Genomic DNA, 21,043 nt, shown 5'->3' with positions numbered 1-21,043 from the left:
TTCTCGCCCTGTCGGACGAGAAGCGCCTCTGTGTGGTCGCCTTGCGGCTCAGTAGCTGTCGACCTGGTCGAGCACGTGCTTGGCCAGCTCCGGCGTGACGGCGTCGGGTCGTTCCGCCGGGGGCGGCGGGGTGATCCGGCACCGTCCCGGCACGGTCCCGGGCACCACGAAGCCGGGCTCGTCGGTCAGCACCGAGATCGCGACCGCGTCGGAGGGCACCTTCACGGGTTGGTCGTTGCGGCAGGCCAGCAGGAAAGCGAGCCAGGTCCGGTACGACACCAGCAGCTCGGAGAACGCCAGGGGCGCCTTGCTGAGGCCGAGCCGCTTCGCCAGCCCCGCCAGCCCGTCCTGCATGAGCTGTTCCATCGCGGCGACGCAGGACCACGGATCGCCGTCCAGGTCAGGACAGGGGCGGCTGCCCACGCCCAGCTTTCCCTGGAACTCGGCGAACCGCTCGGTGACGTGGTCCGTGCCGGGCCACGTCGGCTGAACCAGGATGGCGGTGACTTCCCGATCGCCGGCCAGCCGGTCGGCGATCTGCAGGGACAGCGCGGCGGCGCTGCAGTGACCCACGACGAACACCCGCCGGTCGGGTGCCCCGGAGGATTCGGCGGCGCGGAAGAGCGCCGCCGTCTCGTCCGCCAGTTCCGGCACGGCGGCGTAGAGCCGGTCGCCGGAGAGCGCACCCCGGGGATCCACCTGGTGGACCGGGTGACCGGCGGCCGCGTCGCTCACCAGCTTGCTGAGCCGCGGCGCCGCGGTGAGCGGCTGGAAGTCGGCAACCAGGATCGGCGCTCCGTCCCCGGAGCTGAGCCGGCTGCAAAGTGGTCTGGTACCCACGACGGCCTGCATCGATGTTTCCTTCCCTCGGGCGCTTCAGCCCTTCAGCAGCAGCGGGACTTCCGCGGGCCCGTTGAAGATGAACGTCGGCGCGGGCTTCAGCTCGGTGGCCGGGACGGCCAGCTTGAGGTCGGGGAACCGCTCGAACAGCGCCGGCAGCGCGACCATCGCCTCCATGGTGGCCAGCGCGGGGCCGAGGCAGCGGTGCCGGCCGTAACCGAAGCCGAGGCTGCTCTTGTCCTCGCGGGTGATGTCGAACTCGTCGGCGGTGTCGCCGTACTTCGCGGGGTCGCGGCCGGCCGCGAGGTAGTTGATGAGCACCAGGTCGCCCTTGGCGATGGTCACCCCGCCGATCTCGATGTCCTCGAGCGCGCAACGGAACGGCATCGAGCCGACGGCGCCGTCCTTGCGGACCTCCTCGTCCCACGCCGCTTCCCAGCTCGCTTCCCCGGAGAGGATCGCGGCGAGCTGGTCCGGGTGCGTGAGCAGGTCGACCAGCGTGTGGCACAGGACGTTGGCCGTGGTTTCGGTGCCACCGCCGATGAGCAGGTGCACCGAGCCGACGACCTCTTCGTCGGTGAGGGGCGCCTCGTCGTCTTCGGTCGCCTTGATGATGATGGTGGTGAGGTCGTCGCCCGGCTCGCGCCGTTTGGTTTCGACCAGCCGGCCGAGCGCCTCGTGCCACTGGTGGAGGTTGGCCTCGGCCTCCTCGGCGGTGTTGTCCGTCTTCGCGTTCACCTGGGCGCCCTGCAGCATGGCCTTCTGGTCCTCTTCGCGGATCCCCAGCAGGTCGCAGACGAGGATGGTCGACAGCGGGTAGAAGAACCGGCCCTTGATGTCCACCACCTCGTCGGCGGGCACCGTCGCGAGGTCGTCGAGGAGGCGGTTCACGATGCCTTCGATGATCGGCCGGGACTTCGCCACCTGGCGGCTGGTGAACGCCCGCGCGACGAGCTTGCGGAGGCGGTCGTGTTCCGCGCCGTCCCGGGTCTGCATGTTGTCCATGGCGACCCAGGTGAAGAGCTCCCAGTCCTGCGGCACCCGGCCCGCCTGGAACTCGGGCCAGTTGTCCTTGGTGTTCTTGGCGATCCGGGGGTCGACGAGCAGCTGCCTCGCCTCTTCGTAACCGGTCACCGACCACGCGGTGTATCCGCCGTGCAGTTCGACGCGGGTGACCGGGCCGCGGGCGCGCAGGTTCTTGTTCTCCTGGTGGAGGTCACTGCCGCTCCGGTCCAGTACGTACGGGCACTTGTCCATTTCTTACTCCATACTGCCGGCGAGCACAGGAATCTCTTGAATCATCCGCACGTTCCGCGCCGCTGACGTCTCGTAGGCTGCTCCGGATCGGCGCAACAGGGAGGTTGCCGGAACGGCCGCCGCCCGGTTCGGCAACGTGGGATACGCGGGTGCGGGGACGCGGCTGGTTGACTCGGTGGCACCGTCGTTTTACGAGCCCCGTGAGGAGAGTGCTGAGCCTTGTTCACCACTGAGGCGATTGCCGCACCGGCAGAAGGTGCCCCGCTCGGGGCGGCGACGATCGACCGTCGCGAGGTCGGGCCGCGGGACGTGCTGATCGACGTGGCGTACTGCGGGATCTGCCACACCGACATCCACCACGTGCGCGGGGAGTGGGGGCCGCAGCCCTACCCGCTGGTGCCCGGCCACGAGATCATCGGGACCGTCACCGCGGTCGGCGCGGAGGTGACGCGGTTCTCGCCCGGAGACCGGGCCGGGGTCGGCTGCATGGTCCGGTCCTGCGGGGAGTGCGCGAGCTGCCAGGCCGGGCAGGAACAGGACTGCGCGAGCATGGTCGGCACCTACGGCGGCACCGACGCCGACGGCACCGTCACCCAGGGCGGCTATTCCGGGAAGATCGTGGTCGGCGAGGACTTCGTCCTCCGCGTCCCGGAGGGCCTCGACCCGGCCGGGGCCGCGCCGCTTCTGTGCGCCGGCATCACCATGTACTCACCGCTGCGCCGCTACGGCGCCGGTCCGGGCAAGAAGGTCGCCGTGCTCGGGCTGGGCGGGCTCGGCCACGTCGGCGTCAAGCTCGCCGTCGCGATGGGCGCCGAGGTCACCGTGCTTTCCCAGACGCTGAAGAAGCTCGAGGACGGCCTGCGTCTCGGCGCGGCCCACTACCACGCGACCAGCGACTCCGACGCCATCGCCGGGCTCGCGGGCCGGTTCGACCTGATGATCAGCACCGTCACCGCACCCCCCGACCTCGCCACCCTGATGTCCCTGCTCGCTCCCGGTGGCACCCTGGTCAACGTCGGTCTCCCCGCGGAACCCCTGGCGCTGCCCGCCTTCTCCCTCGTCATGGGCCGCAAGACCCTCGCCGGCTCCCTGTTCGGCGGCATCGCCGAGACCCAGGAAATGCTCGATTTCTGCGCGGCTCACGACATCACCGCGGACGTCGAGGTCATCACCCCCGACGCCGTCAACGCCGCCTACGACCGCGTCCTGGCTTCCGACGTCCGGTACCGCTTCGTCATCGACACCGGCAGCCTTTCCTGATCCAGCCGGGGAAAGCCCTGGGTGAGCAAGCTTCTCGCTCGCGCGAGTGCCTTCACTCCAAGGGCTTTCCCCGTTCGCGTCTGCGCGGTACGTCACTTTCGGCGCTCGTCCGGGCACCCCACGCGTGCAATTCTAGAAGGCGTCGAGGTGTGTTCCACCGTGCGAAACTCCTGGTGCTGCCAATCACGAAAGCAGGAGCAGGGAGTAGATCCATGTCGCAGGAAGCAACCCAATCCCGTACGGGGCCGGCCCCGGCGCGAAATCTGACCACGCGTTTGCCGTCGTTGACCGGACTCCGTTTCGTCGCGGCTTTGATGGTTTTTGTCTTCCACGCGATCGTATTGGCCCCCTTCGCCTCGGAAGGCGCTCAGACCGTCACGAACACGCTGTTCGGTGGGGGCGGCTTCACCGGCGTGACCTTCTTCTTCATCCTGAGCGGCTTCGTGCTCACCTGCGCCCTGCGGCCGCGGGACACCGCCCCGAAGTTCTGGCGCAGAAGGTTCTTCAAGATCTACCCCAACCACCTGATCACCTTCGCGGTCGCGCTCATCCCGGTGACGGCGATCACCGGCACGGTGCTCCAGGGCGGCGTGCTGAACGCTCTGCTGCTGCAGAGCTGGAGCCCCAGCCTCGACGTCCGCACCAGCTTCAACCCGGTCGCCTGGTCGTTGTCGTGCGAGCTGCTGATGTACGCCACGTTCCCGTTCATCATCAAGCTGATCAACAAGGTCCGGCCGGAGCGGCTGTGGCTCTGGACGCTCATTTCGGCCGCTTCGGTGTTTTCGCTGCCGAGCTTCGCCAAGCTGCTGCCGGCCGGCACGCAGTTCCCGCAGGGCTTCAGCGACCTGGAGCTGTGGTTCGTCTTCCACTGCCCGGCGGGACAGCTGCTGACGTTCATCTTCGGCATTTTCATGGCCAAGGTCGTGCTCGCCGGGCGACGGCTCCCGCTGAAGCTCGGCGGAGCGGTCGCCCTGACCGTCGGCGCCTACTTCGTCACCCCGCTGTTCGGGCCGCTCTACCAGTTCAGCGCGGTCATGCTGATTCCGCTCGGTCTGCTCATCGCCGCCGGCGCGAGGGCCGACCTCGACCGGTTGCCGACGTTCGCGGGCAACCGGCTGATGGTCTGGCTGGGTGACATCTCGTTCGCCTTCTACATGTGGCACCACCTGGTGCTCGTCACCGGCCACAACCTGCTGGGCCAGGGGGAGAACTGGAGCACACTGACCTCGGCCGCCGTGCTGGCGCTGTTGTTCGCGGTGACCCTGCTGCTGTCCTGGGCGACCTTCAAGTTCGTCGAACAGCCCATCATGAAACGGTTCGCCACTTCCCGCCGCGGGCGTGGCATAGCCGTGGTCACGTCCGTCCCGACCGGTGACCAGGTCGACCGGGCCGCTTAGCGCGCGGCCGCACGGAAAGGGTGTCCGGAGCGATCCGGGCGCCCTTTTCGTCAGTCGCGGCCCGGCGCCGGGATCCCCGCGGCCACCAGCGCCGCGGTGATGGGTTCGAGCTCGGTCACCAGCTCGTCGACCTCGGCGCGAGAGAGGGCGTCGTACGGCGGTCCGGCGAGTTCGTCGGTCAGGGCTTCGATGTGCTGCTTGGTCTTGCGGCCGGCGTCGGTGAACCAGCCCTCGGGGTCGACGAGCCCGCGCTCGCGCAAGCCGTCCATGACCGCGGCCAGCCGGGCCTTCGGCAGGTGGTGGACGCGCCCGAACGACTCCGGCGGGTGGATGCCCATCTCCAGCGCGGACAGGATGTGGGCCTCCGTGCCGCCGATGCGCTCGCCGACGAGAGCGGCGATGTGCCCGTCACAGCGGTGCTCGCGCAGCATGGTCGCGGAATGCCACAGCCGGGCGACCGGGTCGCCCGGCACCGGGAGGGTGCGCATCCCGGCGTACATCATCCGGCCTTCGGTGGGCGCGCTCGTCGCGGCTTTGGTGGTGAGGTCGGCGGCGCGCACCAGACCGGGGGAGCCGGCCAGCTCGGCGCCGAGGATCCGCCGTACGGAGGCCGCGCTGCCCCGCTCCCGCGCGGCGACGGACGCCTCGGGCGGGATCGTTTCCCACGCGCTCGGAATGTGCCGCGCGGCTTCCCCGTCGGCGAAGCTGTAGAAGGCCGCGTGCACGACCTCCGCCGGCACTCGTCCCAGCGGCGCGGCACGGCTGGCGAAGTAGCCGTCCCAGTAGGTGCGGTGGCCGAGCGCGGCCAGTTCCTCGTTGCACTCGTCAGCGAAGAAGGTGACCAGGCAGATCGGCTCCAGGAGCTCGAACATCCGACGGGCAAGACAAGTCATGACGGACATCATGCACCCGGTCACGTTCCGTTGACCAGGTCGGCCGCCGGGATCCCGCCGATCGTGCATTTCGTGGCTGCCGCCATCTTCGACAGTGCGCAGTTTCTTGACATCGACGTGGATCGGCTTGTGCGGGGTCCGCCGCCACCGACGACAACGGTCCTTTCCCGGCGGATTCGCCAGGAAAGGACCGTTGGTGCGCGTCAGCCTGCCGAGAGGTCGTCCGGGGTCACGGGCGGGTAGGCGAGGGCCGCCGCGTTGTACCGGTCGAGCACCTGCTGGGCTTCCTCGGTCGCCGCGCGGAACCGGGCCGCCGGCTCCGCCCCCCTCAGCAGGACGTCCTCCGCCGCCTGGGTGAGGACGATGTTGATGCTGTTGAGGCTGCCGACCATCGGACCGGCCGCCGCCGGGGTGTGCCCCGCCGAGGTCACCTGCGCCGTCGCGCTGCGGAAGCCGGGGAACGGATCGGCCCAGTCGTCCGCCGTGGTCCGCTCGTACGCCGCCCGCGTGATCGGAAGTGAGGTCATCGGATTTCCGGGGGTGCAGATGCGTGCCACCCCGTGGTGCTCGTTGAGCTGGTGCTGGAGGAAGGCCAGGGCGCCGTCCTCCTTCTCCTTGGGCAGGCCCGCGGTCAAGAAGAGCGAATGGCCGGCGACGGGACCGCCGGGGGAGCACTCCTCGTCCGGACGCGGCAGCTGGCCCGCCGTGAGTTCGAAGCCGGCTTCGGCGGCCATGCCGACCATCATCTGGCCGACGGCCGAAGACGTGACGACGAACGCGATCTCCTGGCGCGCGAAGGCCTGCATGCAGGTGAAGTAGTGGAGTTCCTCGGTCGGCAGGTAGTAGCCGCTGTCGAGCATCTCCTTCCACCAGCCGACGTAGTTGAGCATCTCGGGCGAGTCCAGGAAGACCCGGGTGGCCCGGCCGGACCGGCCGTTGTCGCCGTTGGTGAGCAGCGCGCCCTGGCCGGCGAGCTCCATGTGGAACACCCAGCCGTAGTTGGGCCAGCTGACGCCGTGCCCCGGGCCGTCCGGCAGCTCGGCGATCTTGGCGCACGCGGCCGTGAGGTCCTTCCACGTCACGGGCAGCTGCTCGATCCCGGCCCGGTCGAGCACGGTCTTGTTCGCGTACAGGAGGTTGGTCGTCACCATGCTCGGCACGGAGACCAGCTCACCGCCGACGCTGTAGTACCGGCGCACGGTGGGCACGAGATCCTCGACCACCACCGGTTCCCCGAGGATCTCGGTCCGGCCCCCGATCGCGCGCTGGATCGGGACGAACAGCGGATCGCCGTTGGCGGCGCGCGTGTCCAGCGCGGTCTGCGTGGACGAGTACGTGTACTCCACGACGTCCGGGGGGTTTCCCTGGGCGACCGCCTGGGCGACCGCCTCGGGCATCAGATGAACCTCGACCTTGCGGATGCGCACCTCGAACCGCGGGTGGGCCCGGTTGAACGATTCGGCCGCGAGCACCAGCGGGTCGCCGAAGCCGGGAAGCGTGCTGTTGGGGCTTTCCGTGATCCATAGATCGATGACTGTCGTCACGAGAGTCCTCCGCCACTGTGCGGCTTTTCCGCCGTCTGCCCACGGTGCCAAGCCTGGTCCGGCCGGTCGGCCATCGCCAGGATCAGGTCGATGAAGTCGGCGCCCCAGCGATCGACCGTGCTCGCGTCGACCGCGTCGGGTTCGTACTCGACCACACATCGGAATTCGCCCGCCGGAACGACGAGGAAAGTCCAGATGAACGCGCCGCGGCGGAACGAGGCCGGCTGTTCTTCCTGCAGGGTCACCGGTTCGACGCTGGTGGTGAACTCGGTGTCCTCGTGGTCCGCCGGTGAACTGATGTAGTTGAACCCGGCCGGCAGGGCCAGCGGATCGCCGGAGCCCTTCATCAGGTCGGGGTACATTTCCAGGATCGACCCCAGCGGAAGCTGGTGTTGCTGGGCCAGGGCGCTTTCCTTGCGGGCGACGAGCATGAGGTCGCGGAAGCTCTCGCAGCCGCCGAACTCCAGGCGAACGGGAACGAGGTTGGCGAAGAACCCGATGGTGTTGTAGAACTCCCTGGCCGGCCGGCCGCTGTTCACGGTCAGCAGGGTGATGTCGGACCGGCCGGAGGCCTTCTCCACGAGCACCATGAACGCCGCCAGGAAGACGTGCCAGACACTGCACCGGTGCCGTGCCGCGCTCGCGGTGACCTTCGCGAGGGTGTCCGGATCGATCGAGAAGTTCCGCACCGCGGCCCGTTCCGTCCGGGTCTCGGGGCGGTGGGGCCGGTCGGTGGGCATCGTGCACATCTCGGCGCCGGCCAGCTTGTCCTGCCAGAAGCGACGGGCCGCCGTCGCCTGTTCGCCCCGCAGGAACTCCTGTTCCCAGGACGCGAACTCGCGGTACGGAACCGGTGTCGGCAGCGTGTGCGGAATCCCGGTCACCCTGGCCCGGTAGCAGGCCGCGATTTCGCGTTGGAGCACGCCGACCGACCAGCCGTCGCTGAAGAGGTGGTGGGTGAGGACGGTGAGCACGGCGTCATGGTCGTCGAACCGGTGCAGGGTGGCGCGCAACGACGGGACGACCAGGAACGACAGCGACTCCTCGTTCAACGCGGTGAGCAGATCGGCGGCGGCTTCGTCGCGGGACCGGCCGGGAGTCACCGGAATGTCGTGCACGGCCAGCGGGACCGGCATGGGCGGCAGCACCTCCTGAAACCCTACGGTGCCGTCCTGCTCGTCGTAGTCGAGCCGGGTGCGCAGAGCCTCCTGTCGTTCCACCACATCGTCGAGCGCGCCCTTGAGAGCGTCGACGCGCAGCTCTCCCTTGATGCGAAGAGCGAGCACGGTGACGTGCCTGGAGGTGCGCGCCAGGCCATCCGGGTCTTTCTGCCGAGAACTCAGCGGGTACAGGTCCACAGTGAAGCTCCATGATCTATCGGGCGAGGTCGGGTACCTGCCAGCCGTCCAGGTCGTACTCCGCGAGGCAGCGGTCGACGAACGCGCGGTAGCCGTCCAGCTTCCCGTCGCCGATCTGGCCTCGCAGCAGCTCGATCCTGGTGTTTTCGTGGTTTCCGGTGTAGTTGAGCTCGTAGAGTTCGTGCCGGCCGCCGAATTCGGTGCCGACCGCGTCCCAGAGCAGCTTCATCACCTTCACCCGCTCGACCGCGTCGACGCCGTGCGAGCCACGCAGGTAGGTGTCCAGGTACGGCCGGATGTCGGCGTTGTGGAAGTCCTGCGCGCCCGAAGGCAGGTAGATCAGCCCGCTCGCGACGTCCTGGAGCACGATCTCCTTGACCCTGGCGTAGCCGACCTGGGAGAACCACCGGTAGGCCATGATGTAGTCCGGGTTGGGCAGTACCGCGTTGTCCCGCCACGGCACCGGGTTGCGCGCCGCCGCGTCGGACAGGCCCCAGAACAGGTTCCGCCACGCGAGCACCTCGCCGAGCCTGGCCTGCACGCCGTGGAAGTCACCGGCCCCGGTGATGTCCAATGCCTTGGCCAGCAGCCCGGCGATGAACTCCAGCTTCACCGCGAGCCGGGTACAGCCGTGGAACATGGCCCGCTCGAAGAACCCGGAATGCCCGCTGAACATGCCGACCTTGGCGACGTCGCCGTAGATGAACACGTTCTCCCACGGGATGAGCACCTTGTCCATCACCAGGATGGCGTCGTTCTCGTCCATCCGGGACGACAGCGGGTAGTCGAACGGGCTGCCGGTCGCGTCCGCCGCGGCCGAGTACGACTGGCGGCAGATCAGCTTCAGCCCGGGCGCGTTCATCGGCACGGTGGCCACGATGGCGAACTTGCGGTCCTTGATCGGCAGACCGGTGTGGGCGATGAAGTTGTAGTGCGTGAGCGCGGAGTTCGTCGCGACGACCTTCGCCCCGCTCACGATCACGCCGCTGTCGGTCTCCCGCTCGACGTGCACGAACACGTCGCCGACCTTGTCCGGTGGCCGATGCCGGTCCACCGGCGGGTTCACGATGGCGTGGTTCCAGTAGAGGACCTTCTCCTGCGACTCCCGGTACCAGCGCCGCGCGTTGTCGGCGAACGGGTTGTAGAACTCGGCGTTCGCGCCGAGCGTGCCGAGCAGCGAGGCCTTGTAGTCCGGGCTGCGGCCCATCCAGCCGTAGGTCAGCCTGGACCAGGTGGCGATGGCCTGCTGGTCGGCGACCAGGTCGTCGGCGCTGTGCGGCGTGGTGAAGAAACGGTGCGTGTAGCCGCCGTGGCCGCCGCCGGAATGGATTTCGGTGGTCAGCACGTCCCGGTATTGCGGGTCGTGCAGCGCGTCGTAGAGCCGGGCGATCATCCGGGACGGGAGGCGGAACGCCGGATGCTCGGTGACGTCGTCGACCCGTTTGCCGTGGAGGTAGATCTCGCGCTCGTCGCGGATGCTCTCGAGGTACTCGTCGCCGGTCAACGGCCGGGTCGGACCGGTCATCAGGAGGCCGCCCTGGCCTGGTAAGCGCCACGCTTGGCGTCGGAAGGGGCTGTCACGTCATTCTCCGTTTCAGCTCGGCACATTCGACGGTTGTCAGGAACCAACATGCGCAGCATTCAAGAGATCGGTCCTTGCGCTCCTTGGCAAGTATGCTCCGGCGCCGGTCCTGGTCATCTTCGTCGTTGCTCGGCGGCCCGGTCACGGCTGTTCGCGCTGTCCGGCCCGCAACCCGGAAGACGTTGGCCGGTGGTCCTTCCGGCAATCATGGTTGAGATCGGCGGCCCGGAGACAGACTCGCTGCTTGCCGGCGCGCCCGCGACCGATCCGTGTCGCGCGGGGGCGCAGTGGTGGCCCGGAAAGACGTTCTCTCACGTCAGGAGTGACGAATGACCTACAACGACAACCGGACGGCGCCCGGCCGGCTGTCCGTGGCAGTGCTCGGCGCGGGCCTCATCGGCATCGATCTCATGGCCAAGGTCATTCGTTCGGATCACCTCGACCTGGGGCTCGTCGCGGGCCGGGACGAAGCCACTTCGGGGCTGCGGCAGGCGGCCCGGCTCGGGGTGCCGGTCTCGGCAGGCGGCATCCAGTCCCTTGTGGACGTCGAGCGTCCGTTCGACGTCGTGTTCGACGCCACCAGCGCGGCCTCCCACGCGGAGCACGTGGAGCAGCTCTCGCCCTTCGGCACGATGGTCATCGACCTGACGCCCAGCCGGAGCGGGCGGATGATCTTCCCGACCGTCAACCGGGCGGACATCTCCGCGCACCGTGACCTCAGCATGGTGAGCTGTGGCGGGCAGGCGGCGGTGCCGATCCTGCACGCGATCACGCGGGCCCACGAGATCGACTACATCGAGGTGGTGACGACCGCCGCCACCCTGAGCATCGGCCGCGGGACGCGGATGAACCTCGACGAGTACGTGGGCACCACGCAGGAAGCGGTCCGCGGCTTCACCGGGGTCGCCGACGTCAAGGCGATCCTCAACATCAGCCCCGCGCGGCCGCCGGCGACGTTCCGGGTCGCCATGTCCCTGCTGGGCAAGGACCTCACCACCGACTCGTTGCGCTCGGTCGTGCTGGGCGCCGCGGCCGAAGTCCGTTCCTTCGCCAGGGGTTTCGAAGTGAAGGCGTGCAGTGCGAACGACGGCAAGGGCTTCGTCGCCGTGGAGGTCACCTCGTCCGGCGACCGCATCCCGCGCTACGCCGGGAACCTCGACATCATCAATTCCGCCGCGCTCCTGGTCGCGGAGAGCTACGCGGCGGACCGGCTCTCGATGGCAGGCGTGGTGAACTCATGACCGAGGCAACGAGCCAGGACGTCGCCGGTGGCAAGCCGATCCAGATCCACGATCCGAGTCTGCGGGACGGCCACCACGCCGTTCGGCACAGCCTCGGCGCGGACCAGCTGCGCGCCTACGCGCTGGCCGCGGACGCCGCGGGTGTTCCGGTGGTCGAGGTCGGCCACGGCAACGGGCTGGGCGCCTCCTCGCTCCAGGTCGGCCAGGCCAGGCTCAGCGACACCGAGATGCTGTCGATCACCAGGGAAGCGCTGACGAACAGCAAGCTCAGTGTCTTCATGCTGCCCGGCTGGGGCACGATCGAGGACCTGAAGAACGCCATCGCGCACGACGTCGACCTGGTGCGCATCGGCACCCACTGCACCGAGTCCAGCCTGGCCGAACGGCACCTCGGTTTCCTGCGTGAGCAGGATGTCGAGGCGCACGCCGTGCTCCTGATGAGTCACATGGCCGACCCCGGCCGGCTCGCCGAGCACTGCGCGCGCCTGGTCGAGTTCGGGGCCACCGGCGTGGGCATCATGGATTCCGCGGGCCACTACCTGCCGTCCGACGTCACCGAGCGCATCACGGCCATGTGCGCCGCGGTCGACGTGCCGGTGATGTTCCACGGGCACAACAACCTCGGCATGGCGGTGGCGAACTCCATCGCGGCGGCCGACGCGGGAGCGTCCATTCTGGACGCTTGTGCCCGGGGTTTCGGCGCCGGTGCCGGCAACACCCAGCTCGAGGTCCTGGTGCCGGTGCTCGAACGCGTGGGCTACCGCACCGGCATCGACCTGTACCGGCTCCTGGACGCGGCGGACGTCGCCGAACGGGAGCTGATGCCCGCGCCGCCCAAGGTCGACTCCATCTCCATCGTCAGCGGCCTGGCCGGGGTGTTCTCCGGGTTCAAGACCCGGGTGCTCGACATCTCCGCCCGTGAGGGCGTCGACCCGCGTGACGTCTTCTTCGAGCTCGGCCGCCGCCAGGCGGTCGCGGGCCAGGAGGATCTCATCGTGGACGTCGCGCTGGCCCTGCGGGGCGCCGGGACCGGGGACCGGTCGTGACGGGTGCGACCGGGTCCGCGGACCGCGCGGTCCTCTGCGGTCTGGGGTACTTCCTGCCGGACCGGGTGGTCACCAACACGCAGCTGTGCGAGCGGCTCGACGTGTCGGAAGACTGGATCGAGGGACGGACCGGGATCTCCCGCCGCCGCTGGGTCGAGCCGGGGGAGGCGACCTCCGACCTCGCGGTCGAGGCGGGCCGGGCCGCGCTCAAGTCGGCGGGCAGCGGGCTGGTCGACGCCGTCGTGCTGGCGACCACGACCCCGGACTACCGCTGCCCGGCCACCGCGCCCGACGTGGCCGCGCGCCTCGGCCTGAGCGGCGTCGCCGCCTTCGACGTCTCCGCCGTGTGCACGGGGTTCGTCTACGGCCTGGCGACGGCGGCGGGCTTCATCGCGGCGGGGTTCGCCGAGCGCGTCCTGCTGATCGCCGCCGAGGCGTTCTCCACCCTGCTCGACCCGGACGACCGGACCACCCAGCCGATCTTCGGCGACGGGGCGGGCGCGGTGGTGCTGCGGCGTGGCCGGGCCGACGAGCCGGGCGCCATCGGCCCGCTGGTGCTGGGCAGCGACGGCGATCGCAGCGAGCTGATCACGGTCAAGGCCGGCGGCTCACGGCTTCCCTTCCGCGTGCCGGCGCCGGACGACGGGTCGCAGTACTTCCAGATGCGGGGGCGCGAGGTGTTCCGGCAGTCGGTCGAGCGGATGAGCGCCGCGGCGGCCGAGGCGCTGGAGGCGGCGGGCTGGCAGCTGAGCGACGTCGACCGCGTGGTCACCCACCAGGCGAACGCGCGCGTCAGCGCCGCGCTGGCCACCCGGCTCGGCCTGCGCCGGGACGCGGTGACGCAGAACATCGCCGACGTCGGCAACACCGCCGCCGCTTCGATCCCGGTCCTGCTCGCCCAAGCGGCGTCGAACGGGACCCTCGAGCCCGGCCACCGGGTGCTGCTCGCCGCCTTCGGTGGCGGCCTCACCTGGGGCGCCACCACGCTGACCTGGCCCGAACTCGAAGTCCACGACACATAAGGACAACCAGCCAACGGTTACCGGGAGGACGCAATGTACGAGCTGCTGAAGTCAGTCATGGCCGAGGTTCTGCTGCTGGACGTCGACGAGGTGCGGCCGGACGCGAGCCGCGAAGACGCGGGTCTGGACTCACTCGCCGTCGTCGAGCTGTCCATGGTGCTCAGCCAGCACCACGGCATCGAGATCACCGACGACGAGCTGCTCGAACTCGAGACGGTGGCGGAGATCGTCGCGCTCATGGAGCAGCGGAAGCGACCCGCCGCCGCCTGAATTCCCCATCGCCGCTACCTGGTCAGGTCCGCAGGTAGGAGGCGCCGTTCAGGTCGAGGATGGTGCCGCTGGCCCACTCGGCCTGGGCGGAGGCCAGGTAGAACACGCCCGCGGCGATCTCGTCCGGCTCGGCGACCCGGCCGAACGGGCTCTGCGCCCTGATCTCTTCACCGCCCGGCGGCTTGAGCCAGTCCGTGGTCATGTCCGTGGCCACGAACCCGGGTGCCACGGCGGAGACCGCGATCCGGTACGGCGCGAGCGCGATCGCCAGTGACTGGGTCAACGAGTTCAGGCCCGCCTTGCTGGCCCCGTAGGCCGGCACCTCCGGCTCGCCACGGAACGCCCCCCGCGACGAGACGTTGACGATCCGCCCACCGCGTCCCTGCTCTTTCATGTGCTTGACCGCACACCAGGTCACGTTGGCCGCGCCGACCAGGTTGACCCCCAGCGTGGCTTGCCAGTGCTTCTGCCAGGTCGCGTAGTCCACCTCGGTGATCGGGTGCGCGGTGAAGATGCCGGCGTTGTTGACCAGGACGTCAAGGCCGCCCAGCTGCCCGGCAGCCGAATCCACCGCCGCTTCCACGGCCTCGGCGTCCAGCAGATCGGCTTCGACGGCAACGTGCCCGCTGCCGTCGAGCCCGGCCGTCAGTTCCCCGGCGGCACCACCCGGCACCCGGTCCAGGATCGCCACCCGGTCACCGGCCGCCGCGAACCGCTTCGCGATGGCCCACCCGATACCCCGGGCCGCCCCGGTCACGAGAACCGCGCGCCCGCCGGCCGGCTCGCTCACGTTTTCAGCCATGGGTCAGCACCCCGTTCGCCAATCTGTCGACAGCTTCGGCAATTACGTCGTCCGGCAGGGAGAAACAGGCGCGGACGTACGGACGATCCGGCGGCTCCAGGTAGAACGCCTCGCCGGGCACCGTTCCGACGAGGTTGTTCTCCAGCAGGAGCTCGGCCGCTTCCACCCCGGTCGCCACGCCCATCCGCGAGCAGTCGACGAACAGGTAGTAGGCGCCCTCCGGTTCGTTCGGCGACAGCCCGGCGGCGGCGAAGCCGTCCGCCAGGGTTCGGCGCTTCCGGTCGTACATCGCGCGGAAGTCGCGGTAGTAGTCCTCACCCAGATTCAGCGCCCGCGCGCCGAGCGCCTGCAGCGGAGCCGGTGCGCACACCACGAGCGAGTCGGCCGCGACCCTGATCGCGCCGACCAGCTGTTCCGGGCCGCAGGCGTAACCCAGCCGCCAGCCGGGAATGCTGAACGATTTCCCCAACGACCCCAGCGTCACCGTGCGTTCGCCGAGGTTCCCGACCGTTGCCGCGGCGAGGTGCGGGGCCGAGCCGAAGTAGATGTCTTCGTACACCTCGTCGGTGATGACGAGCAGATCGTGTTCTTCCGCGACGGCCGAGACGATCTTGAGCTCCGCCGCGGTGAGCCGGCGCCCGCTCGGATTGTTCGGCGTGCAGATGATCATCGCGCGCGTCCGCCCGGTGACCGCCGCCCGCAGCGGTTCCTCGGTGATCTCGAAACCCGGTCCGGCCAGCCGGACCGGCTCCGGGCGCAGGTTCAGCATCCTGATCGAGGAAAGGTAATAGCCGTAGAAGGGTTCGAACACGATGACGCCGTCTCCCGCGTCGAGCAGCGCCGTGAGCGTCGCCATGAGAGCGCCGGTCGCGCCCACCGTGGCCACGACCTGGGTCGCGGGCTCGACGCTGAGCCCGCCGCTCCTCTTCACCTTGTCGGCGACAGCTTCGCGGAAGACGGCAAGGCCTTCGGGCTGGCTGTACGAATGATCGATCTTCTCGAAGTCCCGCGCGCCCTCCGCCAGCAGTGAGGCAGGCGGCGGAACCCGGCTGAGTCCTTGCGCGAGATTGACGGCGCCGATCTCCTGGCAGCGCACCGTCATGGCCCCGATGGCGGACGCCTGCAGGCCCCGCATCCGGTGGGCAACCTGGACCATCGTCAGCCTCCGGTGGTGCTCAGCCGGTCCAGAAGCTGGTCGAGCTCCGCGACGGTGGGCGCGTCGAAGAGTTCGTTCATCGAGATCTCCAGGCCGAACGCCGGGCCGACCCGGCTCGCGATCAGCATGGCGTCGATCGACTCGCCCCCCATGATGAAGAAGTCGTCGTCGACGCCGCACCGGGTCCTGGCGAGCACTTCGGCGAAGATCGTGCACAGGGCTTCCTGGCGGGGGGTGTCCGGTGATCGGTAGGGCAGCAGGCCACGCAGGTCGGGTGCGGGAAGTGCCTGCGGCTCCGGCGTTCCCTCGGAGTTCACCGGGATGGCGTCGACGACCATGATGGCGGCCGGCACCGCGCTGCCCGGCAGCGTCTCTCTGGCGTGCTTGTGCAGCGCGGCCACGTCGAGGCCGGGGCCGCTGGGCACGACGTAGGCCACCAGGACCTCGCCGACGGGTTCCTGGACATGCGTCAGGACCGCGACGTCCGAGAGTTCGGGGTAGGCGGCCAGTACGTCTCGCACGTCCTGGATCGCAGTAACAGCCATCAGCCGCTCACCTTCCGTTCGGGCTCCGGGAGTCTCCCCAGACAACCTTCGCAGGCCAGGCCTGGCCGGCAACCTTCCACATTGCTCAGATTCCGGCCACGGTCCGGCAATTGAAGAGATGCTGCCGTAAGGCATCGCGCAGCGTAATGTCTCTGTCCGGAAAGGACGGAATCATTTCCGGATGGGCGGGACTCGGCAACGCAGGAGATGTGCGGCATTCCACGTGGCGCGAGGATGGGTTTCGGTCGGACCTCGCGGACACCATTCCGGGCGGTTCCACAACAGCCGCGATTGCACCGATGTGAGGCGAGCATGCAGCCGTACCGAGTCGAAATCCCGCAGGCAGCCATCGACGATCTACGCGAGCGGTTGGCCAACACCCGCTGGCCGGAGGAACTGCCCGACGCGGGGTGGGCCCGGGGCGTGCCGCTCGCCTACCTGAAGGAACTCGCCGAGTACTGGCGCACCTCCTATGACTGGCGCGCCACCGAAGCGGCGCTGAACAGCCACCCGCAGTTCGTCACCGAGATCGACGGCGCACCCGTCTATTTCATGCACGTGCGCTCACCGGAGCCGAACGCCCGCCCGCTGCTGCTCACGCACGGCTGGCCCGGCTCCGTCGCCGAGTTCCTCGACGTGATCGGCCCGCTGTCCGACCCGCGCGCGCACGGCGGCGACCCGGCGGACGCCTTCCACCTGGTGATCCCCGCGCTGCCCGGCTACGGCTTCTCCAGCCCGCTGCGCGCGACCGGCTGGGACGTGCCGCGCATGGCGCTGGCCTGGGCCGAGCTGATGCGCCGCCTCGGCTACCGCGACTACATCACCCAGGGCGGCGACGCCGGCGCGGTGATCTCCTTGGCACTGGGCACTTTGGACCCGCACAACTGCGCGGGTGTGCACGTCAACATGCTGATCACCTTCCCGAGCGGCGACCCGGCCGAGCTGGCTTCGCTCGGCGAGAACGACCTGGAGCGCCTCGGCCGGCTCGGCCGGTTCGACCAGGAGCAGTCCGCCTACATGAAGCTCATGCAGACCCGGCCGCAGACGGTGAGCTACGGGCTCACCGACTCGCCGGTCGGCCAGCTGGCCTGGATCGTGGAGAAGTTCAAGGAGTGGACCGACTCCGACAAGGTGCCCGAGGACGCGATCAGCCGCGACAAGATCCTCGACTCGGTCTCGATCTACTGGCTGACCGCCACGGCCGCCACGGCCGCGCACTTCTACTACGAGGGTGCCCCCGCGCTGCGCGCCCTCGCCGCCGGCGAGCAGCCGCCACCGCCCACCGTCCCGGTCGGGGTCGCGGTCTTCCCGCACGACATCTTCCTGCCGATCCGCAGCTTCGCCGAGCGCGACCTGCCGACGCTCACGCACTGGACGGAGTTCGACCGCGGTGGCCACTTCGCCGCGCTGGAGCAACCCGACCTGCTCGTCGGCGACATCCGTTCCTTCGCCCGTTCTCTCCAGCCCTCGAAAGGTGAAGCGATGGAAAGCCGTTGCCCGGTCCTGGACACGTCAGGCCGTGACATCCACGGGGAGGCCGCCCGCCTGCGCGCGCTGGGCCCGGCGACCCAGGTCGAACTGCCCGGTGGGGTGCTCGCCTGGTCGGTCACCCGCGCGGACGTGATCAAGAAGCTGCTCGCCGACCCGAGGGTCACCAAGAACGCGCGCAACTACTGGCCGAAGTTCATCAACGGCGAGATCCCGCCCGACTGGGAGATGATCAGCTGGGTCGCGATGGACAACATGGTCACCGCCACCGGCAAGGACCAGGTGCGGCTGCGCCGTCTGGTCGGAAAGGCCTTCACTCCCAAGCGAACCGAGGCCATCCGCCCGCGGATCGAGGCGCTGACCACCATGCTGCTCGACGCGCTCGACGCCGCCGGTCCGGACGAGGTGGTCGACCTGCGCGAGCGGTTCGCCTACCCGCTGCCGGCCATGCTGGTCGCCGAGCTGATCGGGATGGACGAGCAGGCCCGCGCGGCCACCGCCAAGGTGATCGACATGATGGTGGACACCACCGTCACCCCCGAGCAGGCACAGGCCACCCTCGCGGGCTGGCGTGGCTCGATGGCCGAGTTGATCGCGGCCAAGCGCGCCAACCCCGCTCAGGACATCACCAGCGACCTGATCGCCGCCCGTGACGAGGACGGCTCGCGGCTGTCCGAGCAGGAGCTCTCCGACACGATCTTCGCGATCCTCGGCGCCGGCTCGGAGACCACGATCAACTTCTTCGACAACGCGATCACCGCGCTGCTCACCCATCCCGACCAGCTGGCGCTCGTCAAGTCCGGCGAGGCCACCTGGGCCGACGTCATCGACGAGACCCTGCGCGTCGAGTCCCCGCTCGCCTCGCTCCCGCTGCGCTACGCGATGGACGATCTCGACCTCGGCGACGGCGTCACCATCCCCAAGGGCGACCCGATCCTGGTCAACTACGCCGCCATCGGCCGCGACCCGGCCCTGCACGGCGAGTCGGCCTGCGAATTCGACATCACCCGCGCCGACAAGGAGCACCTCTCCTTCGGCCACGGCCCGCACTTCTGCCTCGGCGCCGGCATCGCCCGCCTCGTGGCCACCGTCGGCCTGTCCACCCTTTTCGGGCGGTACCCCAACCTGGCCCTGGCCGTCGACCCCGCCGACCTCGTGCCCCTGTCCACCTTCATCATGAACGGCCACCGCGCTCTCCCGGTGCGCCTGAACGCGCCCGCCACGACCCGGTGATTCACCGCCGCTGAGGAGGACGGCTTCTGTCTGCGGTTGCCAGGCGGAAGCCGTCTTCCGTGCGTCGGCGACCGGTCCGGCACCGCCTCGTCCGCCGGCGGGAACGTGATCCACAGAGGACCGTTCGATGTCAGGCTGCCTCCGATGTGGACGGTCCCGGGTCGCCGGTGCCCGATCCTGCTGTCCGGGACGCGGTGGGGTGAGCCGGCTGCGGACGGTTGCGTGCGGTGACGCCGCCGATGCCGGCGGGTCCATGGCGCCGGCCGGGACGCGGGGGCGGATCGGTGAGCCGGGTGGCGCCGTTTGCCCACCGGCCGGGTCTGGGCAACGGTCCGGGCGGGGCGTTCGGCGACGTGGTGAGTGATCGAGTGGTCAGGTAGCGCAGCTTCGTCAGGTGCCAGCGAACCAGCCCCGCCCGCCGGGCTTCGTCGAAGACGGCGCTGTTCGTGCGTCGACGATGCTGTCGTGGTGAGGGTTCGTGGTGCGTCTCGATGGTGTCCTCCACAGGGTGTGCCGGGTCGGGTCGGCGCGTCGGGTTGACCGGACCATTGCTCGACGTGATCGCGCGGTCGCGGGGAGCACGGCGGGCGGGTCCGCCGGTTCAGGTAACAAGGTTGTCTCGACCAGAACTCGACAAGGGCCGTTGCGCCACTTGGCCGCTTACGGGATGCGGCTTCCGGACCTGTGCGCCGGGGGAGGCATCGATCGCCCACTGTGCACAGCACCGTCCACAGTGGGGGCCCGCCAACGGCGGGAAAGGGCGGCGGATGTGGCGCCCGACACGTGGCCAGGAGGCGTCGTGCGCAGCCGCGCACGACGTCTTCCCTGGTGGCGCCCCCGGCAGGACTCGAACCTGCGACCTAGAGATTAGAAGGCTCTTGCTCTATCCAGCTGAGCTACGAGGGCCCGCGCCGACGGCTGCTGCCGGTCGCGCCGGTCGCCCGGCACCGGCAGTTTAGTCGTCGCCAACCTCTCGATCGTTCGACACCGGCGAATCGTTTCAGGTCTCGTTCGACGTAATTCGAGAGATCGGTGCAGGCGCCCGTCGTGACCGGCTGTGATCTCCGAGGGGGCGGGCGGTCTGGACCTCCTTCTGTGTCGGGCGTGATGCTGAGGGTGACGAGCGGCTTTCGCGCGGGGCTCGAACCTGTAATCTGGTGATCAGAAGGCTCTTGCTGTGTCCAGCCCGACCCTGCGTGCCCTGCGGTGGGCAGGCAGCGCCGCGAGCGTCCGCACGCCGCTGCCTGCCCGCCGCAGCGGTCTGGCCGGTCTCCCCTCCCCGCCCGCCGTCACGGCGGAACTCGCGGGAGTGCTGAGGCGGTTGAGTGGTCGTACGTCATGTCTCTCCTGCTCGGTGTGATGGCTGCTGCTGGTCCCCTCGAGCGGTGGGCGGCCGCCGTGGCACCCAGGAGGCTGCGTGCCACGCCGTGGCCCCGACGTCGCAGCGGGTGCCCGACCGGTCGGGCACCCGGCCGTAGGGAGCCCGTGGGCGCGCCACGCCGGAGAGGCGCGCCCACGGGTGGGGCCGCTGGCGGGGGAGCGGCCCCGGACGGGCCCGGCCGCCGCCGCGAGCCGGCTCCGCCCTGGGAGCGGACGGCGGGCTCGGGCCCAGCTCAGGGCGTCACTCCCAGATCTGGATCCCGCGGACCAGGAAGGGCGCGTCCGGCACGAAGGTGCCGCCACCCGGGTAGGTGACGAAATCTCCCTCGGTCGAGCATTCTTCACTCTGGTACACCGTGACGTCCCGGCTCAGCAGATTCGCGAACGACGATCCGTCGAATCCTTCCGGAAGAGGAATGCATTCCCCGGGATTCGCGGTGCGCAGGTCGAATCGCTGGGCCTCGCCGCCGTAGTCGTCGGCGGGCCACAGGCAGAATTCGTCCTTCCGGCAGCCCGGATCCGCCTGGGACGGCGCGGCCTGGGCGACTCCGGCACTGGTCAGGAGCCCGACCACGGCCAGGACCAGCAAGTGCGGCAGGCGGGCTCGAAGACGACGTGAAGACATGGTGGATTTCCCCTCTGGAGGTGCGGCTCTCGCGGGCCGCGGTGAACGTGTGATTCCAGATTGGCGGGTGGCCGAGGGTTTGTCAGCCCGCGATTTCATTTCTG

At 69.5% G+C, this 21,043-nt stretch carries 17 protein-coding genes, 1 tRNA gene and 1 pseudogene; 8 read left to right on the top strand and 11 right to left on the bottom strand.

Features of this window, described 5'->3' with window-relative positions; all coding sequences use genetic code 11:
- Positions 1-48: 48 nt before the first annotated feature.
- Together AB0M82_RS24170 and AB0M82_RS24165 are read right to left on the bottom strand one after the other, a co-directional pair.
- Positions 49-852 carry a hypothetical protein gene (locus tag AB0M82_RS24170; protein ID WP_364725764.1) on the bottom strand — a complete coding sequence of 268 codons (804 nt, stop codon included), beginning with the start codon at positions 850-852 and terminating at the stop codon, positions 49-51.
- 24 nt (positions 853-876) lie between these two features.
- Entirely contained in the window at positions 877-2,097 is a 1,221-nt protein-coding gene (locus AB0M82_RS24165) for a cytochrome P450 (RefSeq protein WP_364725762.1), read from the bottom strand.
- A 219-nt stretch (positions 2,098-2,316) separates the two neighbouring features.
- Between AB0M82_RS24165 and AB0M82_RS24160 the strand changes: the two genes are divergently transcribed.
- Together AB0M82_RS24160 and AB0M82_RS24155 are read left to right on the top strand one after the other, a co-directional pair.
- Complete coding sequence (locus AB0M82_RS24160; RefSeq protein WP_364725759.1) at positions 2,317-3,357, top strand: NAD(P)-dependent alcohol dehydrogenase; 1,041 nt, start codon at positions 2,317-2,319, stop codon at positions 3,355-3,357.
- Between the two features lie 212 nt (positions 3,358-3,569).
- Positions 3,570-4,754, top strand: a complete 1,185-nt coding sequence (locus tag AB0M82_RS24155; RefSeq protein ID WP_364725756.1) for an acyltransferase — start codon at positions 3,570-3,572, stop codon at positions 4,752-4,754.
- Positions 4,755-4,804: 50 nt separating this feature from the next.
- On the opposite strand, the gene AB0M82_RS24150 is transcribed toward AB0M82_RS24155, so the two are convergent.
- From AB0M82_RS24150 to AB0M82_RS24135, 4 genes are all read right to left on the bottom strand, one after another.
- Positions 4,805-5,647, bottom strand: a complete 843-nt coding sequence (locus AB0M82_RS24150; RefSeq protein WP_364725753.1) for a MarR family transcriptional regulator — start codon at positions 5,645-5,647, stop codon at positions 4,805-4,807.
- A 203-nt stretch (positions 5,648-5,850) separates the two neighbouring features.
- Complete coding sequence (locus AB0M82_RS24145) at positions 5,851-7,191, bottom strand: extracellular solute-binding protein (RefSeq protein WP_364725750.1); 1,341 nt, start codon at positions 7,189-7,191, stop codon at positions 5,851-5,853.
- Positions 7,188-8,549, bottom strand: coding sequence for a condensation domain-containing protein (locus AB0M82_RS24140; protein ID WP_364725747.1), 1,362 nt, complete (start codon positions 8,547-8,549; stop codon positions 7,188-7,190). Before AB0M82_RS24140 ends, AB0M82_RS24145 begins: the two co-directional genes overlap by 4 nt.
- Before the next feature lie 16 nt (positions 8,550-8,565).
- Complete coding sequence (locus AB0M82_RS24135) at positions 8,566-10,074, bottom strand: 4-hydroxyphenylacetate 3-hydroxylase N-terminal domain-containing protein (protein ID WP_364725744.1); 1,509 nt, start codon at positions 10,072-10,074, stop codon at positions 8,566-8,568.
- Positions 10,075-10,460: 386 nt separating this feature from the next.
- On the opposite strand from AB0M82_RS24135, the gene AB0M82_RS24130 reads away from it, so the two are divergent.
- The 4 genes from AB0M82_RS24130 to AB0M82_RS24115 are packed head-to-tail and all read left to right on the top strand — an operon-like array spanning position 10,461 to position 13,710.
- The gene (locus AB0M82_RS24130; protein WP_364725741.1) at positions 10,461-11,372 is read left to right on the top strand and encodes a hypothetical protein; all 912 of its coding nucleotides are present in this window, start codon (positions 10,461-10,463) and stop codon (positions 11,370-11,372) included.
- Positions 11,369-12,418 (top strand): 4-hydroxy-2-oxovalerate aldolase, encoded by a 1,050-nt coding sequence (gene dmpG / locus AB0M82_RS24125; RefSeq protein ID WP_364725738.1) that lies wholly within the window; start codon positions 11,369-11,371, stop codon positions 12,416-12,418. Before AB0M82_RS24130 ends, dmpG begins: the two co-directional genes overlap by 4 nt.
- Positions 12,415-13,440, top strand: coding sequence for a beta-ketoacyl-ACP synthase III (locus tag AB0M82_RS24120; protein WP_364725735.1), 1,026 nt, complete (start codon positions 12,415-12,417; stop codon positions 13,438-13,440). The genes dmpG and AB0M82_RS24120 overlap by 4 nt, the downstream gene beginning before the upstream one ends.
- A gap of 33 nt (positions 13,441-13,473) precedes the next feature.
- Positions 13,474-13,710 (top strand): acyl carrier protein, encoded by a 237-nt coding sequence (locus AB0M82_RS24115; RefSeq protein ID WP_364725732.1) that lies wholly within the window; start codon positions 13,474-13,476, stop codon positions 13,708-13,710.
- 22 nt (positions 13,711-13,732) lie between these two features.
- On the opposite strand, the gene AB0M82_RS24110 is transcribed toward AB0M82_RS24115, so the two are convergent.
- Genes AB0M82_RS24110 through AB0M82_RS24100 form a run of 3 tightly spaced genes read right to left on the bottom strand, consistent with a single transcriptional unit; the run spans position 13,733 to position 16,213 of the window.
- Positions 13,733-14,512, bottom strand: coding sequence for an SDR family oxidoreductase (locus tag AB0M82_RS24110; protein WP_364725729.1), 780 nt, complete (start codon positions 14,510-14,512; stop codon positions 13,733-13,735).
- A complete protein-coding gene (locus tag AB0M82_RS24105; protein WP_364725726.1) occupies positions 14,505-15,668 on the bottom strand; it encodes a pyridoxal phosphate-dependent aminotransferase in 1,164 nt (387 codons plus the stop codon). Before AB0M82_RS24105 ends, AB0M82_RS24110 begins: the two co-directional genes overlap by 8 nt.
- 2 nt (positions 15,669-15,670) lie before the next feature.
- Positions 15,671-16,213, bottom strand: a complete 543-nt coding sequence (locus AB0M82_RS24100) for a phosphopantetheine-binding protein (RefSeq protein WP_364725723.1) — start codon at positions 16,211-16,213, stop codon at positions 15,671-15,673.
- A gap of 312 nt (positions 16,214-16,525) precedes the next feature.
- Here AB0M82_RS24100 and AB0M82_RS24095 point away from each other — a divergent pair.
- Positions 16,526-17,677, top strand: a pseudogene (locus AB0M82_RS24095) (epoxide hydrolase family protein); the annotation flags it as partial.
- 18 nt (positions 17,678-17,695) lie between these two features.
- Positions 17,696-18,934: a cytochrome P450 gene (locus AB0M82_RS24090; protein ID WP_364725798.1), complete on the top strand. Its 1,239-nt coding sequence runs from the start codon at positions 17,696-17,698 to the stop codon at positions 18,932-18,934.
- Between the two features lie 829 nt (positions 18,935-19,763).
- Here the strand turns inward: AB0M82_RS24090 and AB0M82_RS24085 are convergent.
- Both AB0M82_RS24085 and AB0M82_RS24080 read right to left on the bottom strand, forming a co-directional pair.
- Positions 19,764-19,840 (bottom strand) — tRNA-Arg (locus AB0M82_RS24085).
- Between the two features lie 715 nt (positions 19,841-20,555).
- Positions 20,556-20,939, bottom strand: coding sequence for a peptidase inhibitor family I36 protein (locus tag AB0M82_RS24080; RefSeq protein WP_364725720.1), 384 nt, complete (start codon positions 20,937-20,939; stop codon positions 20,556-20,558).
- Between the last annotated feature and the right edge of the window lie 104 nt (positions 20,940-21,043).

This window comes from Amycolatopsis sp. NPDC051128, assembly GCF_040682715.1.
Lineage (GTDB): Bacteria > Actinomycetota > Actinomycetes > Mycobacteriales > Pseudonocardiaceae > Amycolatopsis.
The sequence above is the reverse complement of the archived record's forward strand: the minus strand, read 5'-3'. Positions and strand labels throughout refer to the sequence as shown.